The 15213-nt window shown below is 40.3% G+C and carries 15 protein-coding genes; 7 read left to right on the forward strand and 8 right to left on the reverse strand.

What is annotated here, in order from left to right; all coding sequences use genetic code 11:
• Positions 1-14: 14 nt before the first annotated feature.
• From Q8S11_RS02955 to Q8S11_RS02965, 3 genes are all read left to right on the forward strand, one after another.
• Positions 15-239, forward strand: a complete 225-nt coding sequence (locus Q8S11_RS02955) for a CDGSH iron-sulfur domain-containing protein (RefSeq protein WP_305660593.1) — start codon at positions 15-17, stop codon at positions 237-239.
• A gap of 93 nt (positions 240-332) precedes the next feature.
• Complete coding sequence (locus Q8S11_RS02960) at positions 333-1181, forward strand: OmpA family protein (RefSeq protein WP_371135123.1); 849 nt, start codon at positions 333-335, stop codon at positions 1179-1181.
• A 184-nt stretch (positions 1182-1365) separates the two neighbouring features.
• Positions 1366-1869: a hypothetical protein gene (locus tag Q8S11_RS02965; protein ID WP_305660595.1), complete on the forward strand. Its 504-nt coding sequence runs from the start codon at positions 1366-1368 to the stop codon at positions 1867-1869.
• 12 nt (positions 1870-1881) lie between these two features.
• Here the strand turns inward: Q8S11_RS02965 and Q8S11_RS02970 are convergent, their stop codons facing one another.
• A complete protein-coding gene (locus Q8S11_RS02970) occupies positions 1882-2049 on the reverse strand; it encodes a hypothetical protein (protein WP_305660596.1) in 168 nt (55 codons plus the stop codon).
• A 1060-nt stretch (positions 2050-3109) separates the two neighbouring features.
• On the opposite strand from Q8S11_RS02970, the gene Q8S11_RS02975 reads away from it, so the two are divergent.
• Entirely contained in the window at positions 3110-4075 is a 966-nt protein-coding gene (locus Q8S11_RS02975) for an isopenicillin N synthase family oxygenase (protein WP_305660597.1), read from the forward strand.
• A 313-nt stretch (positions 4076-4388) separates the two neighbouring features.
• Here Q8S11_RS02975 and Q8S11_RS02980 read toward each other — a convergent pair whose 3' ends face one another.
• Together Q8S11_RS02980 and tilS are read right to left on the reverse strand one after the other, a co-directional pair.
• The gene (locus Q8S11_RS02980; RefSeq protein WP_305660598.1) at positions 4389-4874 is read right to left on the reverse strand and encodes a hypothetical protein; all 486 of its coding nucleotides are present in this window, start codon (positions 4872-4874) and stop codon (positions 4389-4391) included.
• Position 4875: 1 nt separating this feature from the next.
• Positions 4876-6213, reverse strand: a complete 1338-nt coding sequence (gene tilS, locus Q8S11_RS02985; RefSeq protein ID WP_305660599.1) for a tRNA lysidine(34) synthetase TilS — start codon at positions 6211-6213, stop codon at positions 4876-4878.
• Positions 6214-6266: 53 nt separating this feature from the next.
• Here tilS and Q8S11_RS02990 point away from each other — a divergent pair, with 53 nt between their 5' ends.
• The gene (locus tag Q8S11_RS02990) at positions 6267-8285 is read left to right on the forward strand and encodes an OstA-like protein (RefSeq protein WP_305660600.1); all 2019 of its coding nucleotides are present in this window, start codon (positions 6267-6269) and stop codon (positions 8283-8285) included.
• On the opposite strand, the gene rdgB is transcribed toward Q8S11_RS02990, so the two are convergent.
• Positions 8282-8857 (reverse strand): RdgB/HAM1 family non-canonical purine NTP pyrophosphatase, encoded by a 576-nt coding sequence (gene rdgB / locus Q8S11_RS02995; RefSeq protein WP_305660601.1) that lies wholly within the window; start codon positions 8855-8857, stop codon positions 8282-8284. The genes Q8S11_RS02990 and rdgB overlap by 4 nt on opposite strands.
• 1 nt (position 8858) lies before the next feature.
• Positions 8859-9464 (reverse strand): hypothetical protein, encoded by a 606-nt coding sequence (locus Q8S11_RS03000; protein ID WP_305660602.1) that lies wholly within the window; start codon positions 9462-9464, stop codon positions 8859-8861.
• A gap of 323 nt (positions 9465-9787) precedes the next feature.
• Here Q8S11_RS03000 and Q8S11_RS03005 point away from each other — a divergent pair, with 323 nt between their 5' ends.
• Positions 9788-11152, forward strand: coding sequence for a peptidylprolyl isomerase (locus tag Q8S11_RS03005; protein ID WP_305660603.1), 1365 nt, complete (start codon positions 9788-9790; stop codon positions 11150-11152).
• Positions 11153-11155: 3 nt separating this feature from the next.
• Positions 11156-12121, forward strand: coding sequence for a MoxR family ATPase (locus Q8S11_RS03010; RefSeq protein ID WP_305660604.1), 966 nt, complete (start codon positions 11156-11158; stop codon positions 12119-12121).
• On the opposite strand, the gene Q8S11_RS03015 is transcribed toward Q8S11_RS03010, so the two are convergent.
• From Q8S11_RS03015 to cysS, 3 genes are all read right to left on the reverse strand, one after another.
• Positions 12118-12432 (reverse strand): phosphoribosylpyrophosphate synthetase, encoded by a 315-nt coding sequence (locus Q8S11_RS03015; RefSeq protein ID WP_305660605.1) that lies wholly within the window; start codon positions 12430-12432, stop codon positions 12118-12120. The genes Q8S11_RS03010 and Q8S11_RS03015 overlap by 4 nt on opposite strands.
• A 262-nt stretch (positions 12433-12694) precedes the next feature.
• On the reverse strand, positions 12695-13567 hold the full coding sequence (locus Q8S11_RS03020) for a hypothetical protein (protein WP_305660606.1): 873 nt from the start codon (positions 13565-13567) through the stop codon (positions 12695-12697).
• Between the two features lie 135 nt (positions 13568-13702).
• Positions 13703-15163, reverse strand: coding sequence for a cysteine--tRNA ligase (gene cysS, locus Q8S11_RS03025; RefSeq protein ID WP_305660607.1), 1461 nt, complete (start codon positions 15161-15163; stop codon positions 13703-13705).
• Between the last annotated feature and the right edge of the window lie 50 nt (positions 15164-15213).

Here is a 15213-nt window from a genome sequence, read left to right on the forward strand (position 1 = left end):
CAAATAAAATAATTATGTCAAAGACAAAACTTACTATCAATAATAATGGTTCAGTAAAAATTGAAGGCGATTTTGAGATCGTTGATCGTAATGGTGGAGTTTATGGTCTGCAGGGCCGGACTGTTCTATCCATTTGCCGCTGCGGACTTTCAAAAAACAAGCCATTCTGTGATGGATCTCATAACGGACATTTCGAGCATGATGCGATCGCTTTTGATCTTCCTCCAAAAAAGGTTTAGTCCTGTTTTTTCAAATACGGCACCTTTTTTGTATCTTCAAAATTATTAACCAAGTTTAATTATATGAAGATTCAAGGATTTATAGCGGTACTTATGTCAGTAGCATTAGTATCTGCATCTTGCGTCAGTACAAAGAAATATACTGCACTGCAAACCAGCCAGAGTCAGCTCCAAAGCAATTTTAACCTGCTCCAGGATAGCCACCGCGATCTGGAAAGGAAGTATCAAACCAGCCAGAATGAACTTTCAGCTTCAATCGTCCGGGTGAAAAGTCTGGAAGAACAGATAGCTTCAGAAAAGTCAAATATTGCTTCACTACAAGAAGCACTCAATAAATGTTTAACTACAAGCAGTCAGGGAAATGTAAATATTTCCAAACTTGTGGATGAGATTAACAGCTCCAATAAATACATTCAGCAGTTGGTAAATACCAAAAACAAGAATGATTCATTGAATCTGGTTTTAACCAATAACCTCACCCGATCATTAAGCAGGGAAGAGATGAAGGATGTGGAAGTTCAGGTGCTGAAGGGAGTTGTTTATATTTCCCTTTCGGATAATATGCTTTATAGATCAGGTAGTTATTCGATCTCAGATCAGGCCGGTGAGATTTTGGGTAAGGTTGCCAAAATCATCAGGGATTATGAAGGTTATGAAGTCTTGATTGAAGGTAATACAGATAATGTGCCTATTTCTATGCCAAATATTCGCAATAACTGGGATTTGAGTACTTTGAGAGCCTCTTCAGTGGTGCAGTCATTACAGAATACCTATGGTGTGGATCCTAAGCGACTCACGGCAGGCGGCAGAGGAGAATATAATCCGGTTGCAGGTAATGATACAGAGGCGGGAAAAGCTAAGAACAGAAGGACCCAAATTATCATTACACCAAAACTGGATCAGTTTATGGAGTTGATCGGTAAAGCTCCTGAGAGTAAGTAGAATTGGGTTTCTATATTGATGGGATGAGGTTTAATGGGATACTTTTCCAGGAAATTAGCAGGCATGATATTTGTTTTGTTTGAAAAGATATCCTGAATACACCTGATCTAATAGCCTCGGGCAATATGGATAATCAGATTTTAGAAGGTTATCAATTACTTTTGAATAGATATTAAAGAAAATAATGCGCTCCATATTTTTGATTTTTTTTCTGTTTCTGATCTCTGTTAAATCATTTTCGCAGGCTCCGGTACTGGCAGTAGACAGGGTTGATAAACGCACTAATGAGCATATCAGGCAAACTTCCATGTATCTTTTTAAAGATGGTGGGGGTGTAAACAAACTGAGCTTCTCAATCCGGGCGCTTGATGATACTTATTTTTTGCTTTTGAACCTGCCAATTGCGGCAACAGTAAAAAGGGGAACCGAGGTCAGCCTGATCATGGATAACGGGCAGGTAATTAAGTTAGTTGCAAATAATGACGTAATTTCTTTGAATGAAGCCGATATCAGTAAGCGGATGATGGTATTTGATCTGGAACCTGATAAAGAGATAAAAGAACTTTTAAAGCAGCCGGTTAAATCTATTTCGATTCCTACAAGTAATAAAGGTACTGTGGTGGTTAATCTATTAGCTAAAGATAAGGGTCTGATCAGATCAGGTATTATGCTGGCGCAGAAGAAATAAGAACTTCACAGTTCAGTGCTGGATTTCCTTTTTTACAGGTGGATTCATTGCTTGATTTAATCCCTGATCTTCAAGCTTATTGATCATTTCCGCAATCTCTTTTTTCATAAAAAAGCCAACCATTCTTTGCAGTTTTTTTAACAGGATTATTGCGGCTTTGATTTTTTCCTGATCAGTCATAGAGCAAAACTATGCTAAAAATATTAGTATTGCAAGGAAGATTTTTATTTTTTGGGATAGTGGATATATTTGTGTTGGGAGGGAGATATAATAAGGGATTGTTCAGCTAAAAATTTTCTCCTGTAATACTTTCTTTACTTTTCCTGCAGCAGAAAAGTAACAAAATGCCGCGGCTTCCCGGTATTTGTGGTAAAGCCATGCCTTCGGCATTGTAAATCCACACTTTATCCTATCGGTGCAATCCAAGCCGTGTTTTTGGCAGTGTAAGAGATGAATGAACTTGCAACACTTCTCCGGATTGCTTAAGTGCGGTGATCTATGAATGTTAATGCAGGGATAAAGCGCGCCTTTCCTGCCAAATCCCAGGAGGCCGATCCTGCAATCGGTGCAGACTGTAATTTATGATCGGTTGTAAGACAGAGTAATCCCAAAAACCACCTTAAGATAATCGTCAGTTGGTATCATAATGTCATTCGGCCTAGATAGTATCTCTCCGTTAAGCTTTTTTCCGTCCCGATTGCCATCGGGAATGGTGCGGTAGAGAAAGGCCAAGCCCTAGCACTAAATTCGAAGCAGTCCCGAACCTTCGGGACAGCGGCGGTGTTTATTCGCTGTTGTATATTATTTTTAAGGCGCTCATGGTCTCGGAGGCACGACGAGACCATGAGCGGGATAAACTATGATAGTTTAGTTGTTAATTAATAATTTCCACTTTGCGTCCTGATAAGTAACTGGAAAATATTTGTGTGTTCAGTGAGGTATAGAGAGTAGCAAGGTTAAAGTTAATATGAATCAATTTTCATATTTTTACTAACCCTAAATCATGAAAGCCCTATTAATCCTCGCCATCCTTTTCATCATCATCCTCATGCTCGCCAGGATGAAGAAATTTCCTTTTTAACCCTGCCCGGGGCGGAATATTCTTATTTTAATTTCTGTTACGATAAAATGTTAATAACATAAGTTATTTATTATCAATTAGATGTCTTTTCATATTTTCAATATATCTTAACTTATTAACAATTGCTCGTATATTTATTCCTTAATTAACCAATTAATTATGACAGCAGAAGTAAATATCCCGCGTCTTGATCTTGACGATTATATAAAGGGTACACCTGAGCAGAAAAAGCAATTTTCTGATAATATCGGCAAGGCTTTTAATGATACCGGTTTCGTAACCATTGCCAATCATGGAATGACTCAGGAGCTCATCAATGAGCTTTATACTGAAGTAAAGAAATTCTTTAGCATGCCTGATGAGCAGAAATTAAAATATGAAATCCCGGAACTTGCTGGTCAGAGGGGTTATACAAGCAAAGGAAGAGAGAAGGCAAAGGATTCAAAAACCCCCGACCTGAAGGAATTCTGGCAGAGCGGGCAGGTAGTTACTGATGGCGATTATGTGAAAGAGGAATATCCTGATAATGTCCAGGTGAATGAGCTACCCGGCTTTAATAAGGTAACCCGTGAGGTTTATCAGCGTTTGGAATATGCCGGAAAGCATTTATTGCGGGCTATTGCAGTTTATCTGAACCTTCCAGAAAATTATTTTGATGATAAAGTACATAATGGGAACTCCATCTTACGTGCTATTCATTATTTCCCAATCGAAAATCCCGATAGTATTCCTGCTGATGCGGTTCGTGCAGGAGCACATGAAGACATCAACCTGATAACCCTGCTGATTGGTGCCAGTGCCGATGGTCTGGAGGTTTTAACCCGCGATGGCCGCTGGTATCCGGTAAAAGCGAATGTGGAAGATATTGTAGTCAATGTAGGGGATATGCTGCAGCGCTTAACCAATAATAAACTGAAATCAACTACTCACCGTGTGGTAAATCCTCCGCGTGAGTTGATGAAGACTTCCAGGTTTTCAGTCCCGTTCTTTCTGCACCCAAAAGCAGATATGGACCTGACAGCCCTGGATTCTTGTATCAATGCAGATCACCCGAAAGCGTATACAGATATCACTGCCGGTGAATATCTGGATGAGCGGCTGAGGGAGATTGGATTGAAGATGTAAGTGGAATTGAAGTGTGGGGTGTCAATACGACCTTAGTGTTTTGTCATTGCGAGAGTGATGTTATGTCATTGCGAGCGCAGCGAAGCAATCTCATCAATAAGATTACTAAATGTCATAAGATTGCTTCGTCGTGCCTCCTACCCATGACAAGCAATACGCTTTAGATTAGAAACAAGGTATGGGATGACATTCAAAACGTTCGGGATGACATGCAATACTTTCAGGATGACAGGTGGAACGTTCAGCAGGACTTATAACATTCTCAGAAGCAGGATTCACTAACAACCAACAACCAACCAACTAACCAACCACCCTAGTTCTTCATCTCCCTCTTAATACTCTGCTCCAGCTCCGCCTGTCGGTGTGTTCCGATGATATATTTCAAGCCGTCACGGTCTGTGAGCATAACGGCATCCTTACCCCCTGCATAGAAACGAACGGTTCCCTTCTGGTGCAGATTATAAACCGGGTTATTAATGATATAAGAGCTATAGGGAACAGCCTCAACTTTAATGATACTGTTCAGGTCGATTTTGACCATTTTTGTAGTCCAGATTCCATCAAGCACAATACTTTTATTATTTACAGTAGTTTTGTAATGCAGTAAAAACATCATGACTACTGAGCCAATCAGTATTCCGAAACCTACAACCAGAAAAAGTTCTGCATTCTGACCCTGGCTTCCTGAAAGGTAGTAAGCACCAAAACAAAACAGAGCCAGCACCAAACGGATGCTGATGCGACCGTAATCGCGACCCAGGTATTGTTTTTCTAAGAAAGCCGGTTCGTTTTCTTCCATGTCAGATCAATTGTTCTAAGATAAAAACTTTTTTTGTGTTGGGGCTAATTTTATAGCGCTCATCCACACGTAAACCGGCCAGCCATACAATATCACCATTGCTGCTTTCTAAAACCCCAATGTCTTTTTTATGATTCAGACTAATCTTCCTGCCGACAAAAAAGTCACTTAGTTTCTTTTTTTGTTTTAAGCCAAGGGGTTGGAAATAATCTCCGTTTTTCCAGGTCCTTAATTTTAGTGGAAAGCTGAGCAAATCATAGTCGAGCTGGGCGATGTTTTCATTTTTGTTTAGTTCAAACTGATTGATTGCAACAATTTTACATACGAATTTCTGCTTGTTCCAGATGAAAATCTTAGCAGAGGATTCAAGCAATACATCCTCAGCTTTATCCTCGTTTGTCCGGCTCAGGATTATACGCCCACGATCTACAAGCAATTGATATCCGGTAGAACGGAACACTTTTCCCGGTTTGCCATCCCATGCATGGGCAAGATCATTGAGCACCGTTTCTGTAAATCCGTAAGGATGAAACAGTCCATAAAGGAGGGTATTTAATGGAATTAATTTCTTCAGTTCAGCAATACTAATCTCGAATTCATCCTCAGCCAGCTTAATAAACAAGCGCTCCTTTATCTCCTGAACATGCAGATCAAGTAAAATCTCAAGTTCAGCAAAACGCTTTCTGTTTGCCTCAAAAGTTTGCTCCAGTGCGGGGTTAAGCTCTTTCAGGATAGGAATTACTTCCAGACGGAGTTTATTCCTGGAATATTTTACGGATAGGTTTGAGCTGTCTTCACGATAAGCATAAGCTTCATGCTTGACAAGTTCATCAATTTCATCACGGCTCAAAAATAAAAGCGGGCGGATGAGTTTTCCTTTCTTTGGTAAAATACCATGCAATCCTGAAATTCCGGTTCCGCGGGTTAAGTTGAGTAGCATCGTTTCAATCACATCATTCTGATGATGTGCAACTGCGATATACTGAAAGTTAAACTCAGTTCTGATCTTTTCCAGCCATTCATAGCGCAAATCCCTGGCTGCCATCTGAACAGAAATATGATTCGCAGAGGCATATTCCATGGTCTCAAAACGATGGGTATAGAAAGGGACCTCCAGTTCGTCAGCAAGATCTTCTGTGAAGCGTTCATCCAGTTCAGATTCCTCTGCCCTGAGATTGAAGTTGCAGTGCGCAATACCAAAACGATAAGCTGCAGCTTTGAACAGATGGGCCATCAGCACAGAATCACGGCCGGCACTAACAGCAAGGAGAACAGACTCTTCTTTACGAAAAAGGGCATGCTGTTTGATGAATGATTGCAGTCGGCTAAGGGCTTCCATAAGCTCAAAATTATTTAATTAAAAATCCTTAGCCAAAAAACTATTTTTGTAATGTGAGGAAAGTCATATTTTCAGTTCTGTTTTCAATATTATCGCTTGCAGCCTTAGCTCAGGGGCGGCAGATTGAGATCAGGTCATCCGAATTGGTTAAAGGCTTCCAGGCGGCTGGTTTTGCGCGGATTATCCGACCGGTTTTTGTACATGAAGGATCAACCCTAGCTTCAGATAGTGCTGATTTTAATCAGGCAGCAAATACTTTTGAAGCATTCGGGCATGTGGTCATCACTCAGCCATCCGGAACCGTTATCTATTCAGATCATCTCAACTACGATGGAAATACCAAACTGGCAGTTCTGACCAACAAGGTAAGATTAATTGATGGGGATGCGACATTAACTACTGACCATCTCACGTATAACATGACAACTAAAATTGGAACCTATAACGGTGGGGGTAAAATTGTCAATGGTAAAAATGTGCTGACCAGCAAGAACGGTTATTATTTCGAGACTTCAAGGGATGCCTATTTCAGGTACGATGTAGTACTTACATCACCCGATGCATTAATCAAAACCGATACACTCAAGTATAATTCAACTTCGAAAATTGCTTACTTCTATGGCCCTACAAATATTTATGGCAAGGATGATACGCTTTACACCGAGAACGGGAACTACAATACCCAAAGTGATCAGGCCCGGTTCGGTAAGAAAAATCTGTATACCCAGGGTAGTAAATCACTTACCGGCGATAGCCTTTTTTACGATCGTAAAGCAGGTTTTGGCAGGGCAATAGGCAATGTTTTCTTTGTGGATACCGCTGAAAAGGCTCAGCTCAGGGGAGGAATAGGCTTGTATAAGAAGGCAGATGAAAGTATTCTGGTAACGATTAATCCCTATGTGGTGATTATTTCTGAATCGGATTCTGCCAAGGTAGATTCCATCTGGATGACTGCGGATACCCTGTTCAGTAAGGTGATTTTTACCCGCGACCTGATCCCATATAAAAAGGAAGAAATGGTTCCGGATGATCAGCTTGCCACTAAAGAAGCACCGGCAGCACTGCCTCAGGAAGGCCCGGCTGATCCCGAAAACATGCGGGCGGTAATTGTCGCCGATATAAGCACAGATTCAGCTGACTCACTTAAAACACCCGGTAAAATAAAGGAGCCCGAAAAGCTGATTCCGCCACCGGAAAAGGAAAACCCGGTGATAAAACCTGAGCAAAAGCCTCCTGCCAAATCAATTCCTGTTAAGGATGTAAAGAAAATTGATCCCCAAACTGAGAAGGGCAAATCAGATACCCTAAAAAAAGTGGTATTACTTTCAGATTCAGTTTCAACAGATACCGCGAAATCTAGAATTGTGATTGCCTATCATCGGGCAAAAATATTTAAGTCTGATCTGCAGGCCAGGGCAGATTCTATGTTCTTCAGCTATGCTGATTCAACTGTAAGATGCTTTGTAAACCCAATGATCTGGGCTCAGGGCTCACAGCTATCTGGTGATACAGTCTTTTTACAGATGAAGAATAAGAAAATGGATAATATGCTGCTGCAGCATAACAGCTTCATTGTTAATACAGAAGATGCCGATTCAACCAACTTTAATCAGATAAAAGGCAAAATAATCACCGGTTATTTCAGGGATAATAAGCTGAATAGCATGTTTGTTGATGGTAATGCAGAAAGTGTTTATTATGTAAAAGAGGATTCTTCTTACACTGGCTTGAATCATCTGGTTAGTGGCCGTTTAAAGATCTTGTTAAAGGATAGCAAACTCCAGAGTATTACCGCAATCCACTCTGTTGATGCTTCTATTACGCCAATGGCAGACCTCAAAGAGGAAGAAAAGGTTTTAAAGGGCTTTATCTGGAAACCCAGGGATCGTCCTAAATCAAAGGAGGAAATCATCCCTCAGCTCGCAAAAGAAGAGAAAAAGGCCGAACCTGTAAAAAAGGCACCAGTAAAAGCTGAAACAAAGGCTCCGGTCAAGACTTCAGCAAAAGACGAAAGTGTTAAATCACAACCCAAAGCAAATCCTGAAAAGCCGCCACTTAAACAGCAGAATTAAATTTGAGTTTTAAGGAAGCTGATCAGCCTGGCAACGGCAATGGCCCTGTGACTAATCCTGTTTTTTTCTGCTGGATCCATTTCTGCAAAGCTGATTTCATAGCCATCCGGTTGAAAAATGGGATCATAGCCAAAACCCTTGCTCCCTGATTGCTGCAGTCTGATCCTGCCTTCAATACTTCCTTCAAAAAGATGCTCTTCCCCGTTCAATATCAGGGAAATGACAGTTCTAAACCTTGCAGTCCGCTGGTTTTGTCCCTCAAGCCGATCCAAAACCATTTGCATATTCTGCTCAAAATCACGGCTGCCCGAGTAGTGGGCTGAATGGACCCCGGGTTCGCCATCCAATGCATCGATCTCAAGCCCCGAATCATCAGCAAAACAATTACAATGATACCGTTCGAAAATATACCTGCTTTTCTGACCTGCATTTTCTTCAAATGTGCTGCCTGTTTCAGGAATATCATCAAAGCAAGCGATATCATTAAGACTTTTCAGAATAATTGCTTCACCGGCTATGGCGCGGATCTCATTTACTTTATGCTCATTATTGCTTGCAAAAACTAGTTCCATCCTAAAAGTCTTTCATTACATTCCAAAACTCCCTTTTTTTCGTTGTATCCCTGATCATTTCATCGATGCTGTAGGTACAGAGAATCTTTGCACTTTCCAGTTTTACAACCTGGTTCGAGCTTTGAGAGGATAAGGAGATTTGCTGAGGGTCAATTCCAAACAGTACTATTTTATTGAAACTAAAGAATTCTTTGAGCTCATTGTACTGTACTCCCGGGTACTGATTCAGGTTGAGAACCGCCAGATCACGTAGTTCCAGACCTTTTGCAGCCATAATCTTTAGTAGTGTTTCTTTATGGATGTTGCTGATTCCCTTTTGTTTAGATTCATTAATCAGGATTAGAAAATATTTATTGTTTTCACCCAGATAGGCAAATTCCCTGTTTTTTGCAGATTCAGTTGTTTTTTTAGACATTATTTCCTCCGCTTCCTGAACTGGAATTTCTGAAACAGGCTGTGCAGGAGCATAGACTGCTTTCTGACTGGATAGTTCCGGGGAGTACCCAGTTTTGATGGAGTTTATCGGCTCATTTTCAGTCAGAATATACAAATCCTCAGTCATCAAAAGCCTCAGGGCATTGCTATTCTGTGTAAGCAGGTTTGACATCTTTTATTCTTTTGCTATTGATATGATGCAAACTTAGTAAAGCATCTGTTAAAAATAGTTAAAAGCACCTTGCATCTTTTTCAAAAGCTTAACTTAGTTGCAATCATGAAGGTATTGATTCCTTCCTGTTGACTATAATTTTATTTTGTAGAATAATCGATACCTGTTCATTTAAATCATTGATTTATGAATAATAACTGATAATTTTGCGGAATTCAGTTTTTATGTAGTCTCTGAGAAGAGACTTATGTTTTTTATAGGGATTGAATTAATAAACGGGGATATTTTACGGAATAAACCCTAACACCAGAAGATAATTAGAAATGAGAAAGACCTTAGGGATATTAACTATACTGTTACTTATAAGCATTGTGCAGCTATATGCGCAGAATATTAAAAAATCCATTGATAAAGTCGCCGCGGTAGTTGGAAGTTCAATTATTTTGCAGTCAGAAATTGAATTACAATATTCACAATACCTGGCTCAGGGAAATCCTCCAAATACGGATGTGAAATGCAGTATTCTGCAGGGCTTGCTTTCACAAAAGATCCTTGGACAGCAGGCAATTATTGATTCGGTTACAGTAACTGAAGACCAGATCGATGGAGAGATCGAGAGACGTTTGCGTGCAATGACAGGCCGTGCGGGCGGACAAGAGCGGCTTGAAGAATTTTTGGGCCGTTCATTAATCCAGTATAAGGATGAGATCAGGCCTGACATTAAGGAAATGCTGGTTGCTCAGAAAATGCAGGCTAAGATTACAGAAAATGTCGCGGTTACACCACTTGATGTAAAGCGTTATTTTGAGGCTATTCCGAAAGATAGTTTGCCTTTTTTTAACACAGAAGTCGAAATCGGAGAGATCGTAGTGTTTCCAAAACTCAATAAGGAAGAAAAGGAATCTTTTCATGATAAAACAGAAGTTTTACGATTGAGAATAAAGAATGGAGAAGATTTTTCAACACTTGCAAAATTATATTCCCAGGATCCAGGTTCTGCACGTGAGGGTGGTGACCTTGGATTTATGGACAGAACCAGCTTAGTCAAGGAGTTTGCAGCCACAGCTTTTAAGCTAAAGTCAGGTGAATTATCCCAGGTTATTGAAACTGAATTCGGATTCCATGTGCTTCAGGTTATTGAAAGACGCGGAGAACAGGTGAATGTGAGGCATATACTTATTAAAACCGAACCAACTCCGGCCAGTCTTGAGCGGGCAAAGGCGCATATTGACAGTATCTATCAATCTGTATTGGACAAGAAAATTGATTTTGGAGCTGCGGCATCTCTTTATTCTGATAATAATGAAACCAAATACAATGGTGGTTTGATGTTAAATGCTGAAAATGTTCAGAGCCGTACTACTTTGATTCCAACAGATAAGCTTGACCCTCAGGTGTTTCTAACAGTAGATACTATGAAAGTTGGAAGTATCTCAAAACCTGCAATATTCACACAGGCTGACGGTAAAACCGGCTATCGTTTTTTAATTCTAAAATCGAAGACTGGTCCGCATCAGGCTAATCTTGAGCAGGATTATCCGAAAATTAAGGAGGTTGCTTTCGAAGATAAAAACAACCGGACAATCAGTGAATGGTTTGAAAAACGCCGAAAAATAACGTTTATTAAGATTGATGCTGAGTTTCAGACTTGTCCTGAACTTTCAAACTGGACAACTGCAAGTAAATAGATTATGAAAGCATATCAGACTGATGTAGAAGCTGTAGATGCCCTGCACCTCTCTTACAAGAGGATTAGGGAAGAAATTTCACAGGTTATTATTGGTCAGGATGATGTGGTTAAATCAGTACTCATCTCTATTTTTAGTAATGGACATTGTTTGCTGGTTGGGGTTCCCGGTCTTGCCAAAACACTACTGGTACAAACTGTTGCACAGGTTTTAGACCTGAGCTATAACCGGATACAATTTACCCCCGATCTGATGCCATCTGATATTATTGGATCTGAGATTCTGGGGGAGGACCGTACATTTAAATTTATTCGCGGACCGATTTTTTCCAACATTATTCTGGCTGATGAGATTAACAGAACCCCTCCAAAAACTCAGGCAGCCCTGCTGGAGGCAATGCAGGAAAAAGTAGTAACAGTTGGCGGACAGACCCATCGCTTACCGCAGCCATTCTTTGTACTGGCTACCCAAAACCCAATTGAGCAGGAAGGAACCTATCCCTTACCAGAGGCTCAACTTGATCGCTTTATGTTCAATGTATTTTTAACTTATCCTTCATTTGAGGAAGAGCTTCAGGTAGTTAGAAATACAACGGCTAATCGAAATGTGGAATTGAAAAAGATATTGAATGCACATGAGATCAGCTATTTTCAGCAGCTTGTCAGAAATATCCCCATAACAGATAATGTACTTGAGTATGCCGTATCACTTGCTGCAAAAACCCGTCCCGGGACTGCTTCAGCTACTGATGAGGTTAATAAATTCTTAAGCTGGGGTGCTGGTCCGAGGGCATCTCAATTCCTGGTACTTGGAGCCAAATGCCATGCGGCGATTAGCGGTAAATACTCTCCTGACAAGGAGGATGTTATGGCCGTTGCCGAGTCAATACTCCGCCATCGGATTGTAAAGAATTACAAGGCTGAAGCTGAAGGCATCAGTACTGAAATGATAATCAGTAAACTCCTCTAATCAATCACTTCAATATTGGAAATAAAGGCAGCTATATGCTCGTCTGAATAAGCTCCATAAGCATCAATGATGAAACCTTTATGGCCCTGCTTGCTTTCTATTGCATAAATTACAGAATTATCTTCGGGATCACTCATGCCCTCAAAGCGATAGTACTCAGTAATCTTTAAATCACTCGCCTGAAATCTCTCACTGATCATCTCACAGTAAAGACAGGCATTTTCGTACTTAAAATCATAAGTAAAACCTCTTTCACGAAGGCCGTTTACAGCTTCAAGAAGATTTCGGTAGTTGTATGGACTTGCACTCATGAGATCGTTGTTAGTTGTTGGTTGTTAGTTTGTTGGTTGTATCCTGCTCCATTGGGAATTGATATCTTGTCAACCCGATTGCTATCGGGTTTCAATTTTTCATTCTCAATTCTCTGGTTCTTGGCTCTTTGTTCTAACTCCGTAATTCCGTAATTCGTAATTCGTAATTTTTCCCCATTTCGCATTCTCTCATTGAACGAAGTGCAAGGCATAAATATTGTATTTACACCATTCTCCATTGTCAACTATCAACTGTCAATTATCAATTACTTGCCGGAGTATAAATTTCCAAAATCACATTCCACTTATGTTCTTCCTGTGATTCCCAGATTCTAACATAATGATATTTAGTGATTATTTTATTTCTTGTTATATAGGCAATACCATAAGAGTAAGCCAGATCACTTCCCTGTGCACGGTCGGCACGAAGAGGCTCAGATTCAATACTGATCTGATTCTTGCCTACAAAATTGTTGATTCTGGCTTTCCCGATAATAGGTTCCTCCCCGGGGAATAAAAAGCGGGCATCCTCGGCCATAAATACATCATGGGCAAGAGCCTGATCTTTCATCAGGGTATTTGAAAACAGTCTGTCTGTTGTGGTGATAATCTCCTGACGCTGCCTTAATCTGGCCAGGGAATTTTGTTCATAGAATTTAATATTTTTGGGATCTGTAAAATTTAGTTCAGGTTCAATAAGTGCTTTCTGATGCGAAATATTCAGATTCAAAGCTAATTTCCATACGCCTTTAAAATCTGTTTTCCATACAGAAAGATATTGGCCATAAGAGGGTTCGGCATTCGGGCCGCTTAAAAATGAATAAGGTCCTGTAGTGAATCCCCAATCACCGCTTTGGGAAATTTTTGCATATACCGGCACCCAGCTAAGTTCACCCGGGCCGTCCATTGTTCCCCTGCCATAAAAATTTTTAACTTTTACGGGATCCGGGCGGAAGATTATGGATTCATCGTCTGAGACTTTCAAAAAAGCTGCTTTTGAGCCATTTCTTTTGGTGAAAGCTGAGAAAAAGTTTTCTGCTGCAACGAGTGAATTTACTCTTCCATTGCTTTCCTGCCCAATACTATCTATTGAAATTAATATCAGCAGGCTGAAAATTATGGAAAATCGGTTCATTTGTTTTTATTATGTGACCAGAAGCCTGAGCATAAAATATGCCATTAAATTCGGGAAGATATATTTTTCCTGATTATTTTAGTTTTTTTTTAAGAAAAATTGAAGTTTTAAAATGAGATGTTTTCAGCTATTGTCTCAGATTTTATTCCAGGTAGTACCTTCCTTGTTATCCTTTAGCTGTATTCCGATTGAGTTTAATCCTATGCGGATTTTATCTGAAGTGGCATAATCCTTATTCACTTTTGCTTCAGAACGCAGGTTAATAATGAAATCGAGCAGCTTGCCCATATCATCCGATTGATTGCTTTCTTCTTTCAAGCCTAAAACTCCGATAACAAAATCGTCCATCAGCTTTTTCAGGGCTTCGATGTCAGTTGCTGTTGCCTCCGTTTTGCCATCATAAACGCTGTTGATGATATGTACGGCTTCGAATAGTTCGGCAATCAGCACCGGACTATTAAAATCATCATTCATGGCAGCATAGCATCGTTCTGTCAGGCCTTTCAGATCAATATTGGACTTCGGGGAAGGATTTAATTTGTCAAGCAGTGCATAGGCATTGATCAGGCGTTTAAATCCTTTGTCAGATGCCTCAAGTGCTTCATTTGAGAAATCAAGTGTGCTTCTGTAATGTGCCTGAAGCATAAAGAACCGAACCGACATTGGAGAATACCCTCTTGACAATAGTTCATGACTTCCGGTAAACAGTTCATGAGGTAAGAATCCATTTCCTTTGCTCTTCGACATTCTTGTTCCGTTTACTGTCAGCATATTGGTATGCATCCAGTATTTTGCAGGCTGAACATGATTACAAGCCTGTGACTGTGCAATTTCATTGGTATGGTGCGTAGCGGCAAGATCCATGCCCCCGCCGTGTATGTCAAAACTATTTCCCAGGTATTTGCTGCTCATAGCAGAACATTCGATATGCCATCCCGGGAAACCGTTTCCCCATGGTGAAGGCCATTGCATAATGTGCTCAGGCTTTGCCTTAATCCATAAGGCAAAATCAAGTCGCCCGCGTTTTTCATTCTGCCCGCCAAGTTCTCTGGTATTTTCTAAAAGGTCGTCTAATTGCCTGTTAGTTAATATGGTATAATTAAACTCTTTGCAATATTTTTCAACATCAAAGTAGACAGTTCCATTTACCTCATAGGCATAGCCATTTTTCAGTATCTGCTTGACCATTTCAATCTGTTCGATGATATGGCCTGTTGCGGTTGGTTCTATTCCAGGAGGCAATGCATTAAAAAGTCTCATGACATCATGAAAACCCAGGGTGTATTTCTGAACAATCTCCATTGGTTCGAGCTGTTCAAGCCTGGCTTTCTTGGCAAATTTATCATCACCTTCATCCATATCTCCTTCCAGATGTCCGGCGTCGGTGATATTACGGACATACCTTACTTTATATCCAAGATGTAAAAGGTAACGGTAGATCAGGTCGAACATGACAAAAGTGCGGCAGTTACCTAAATGCACATCACTGTAAACTGTTGGGCCACAAACATACAAACCTACAAGCGGCGGATGAAGGGGCTCAAACTTTTCTTTAGTTCTCGAAAGGGTATTGTATATGTAAAGGTTACTATCCATGCTGCAAACTTAAAAATTGAAAATCGATTTTTCGGGGATATTGAACGCTT

The sequence above is a fragment of the Daejeonella sp. genome (assembly GCF_030695525.1).
Lineage (GTDB): Bacteria > Bacteroidota > Bacteroidia > Sphingobacteriales > Sphingobacteriaceae > Daejeonella.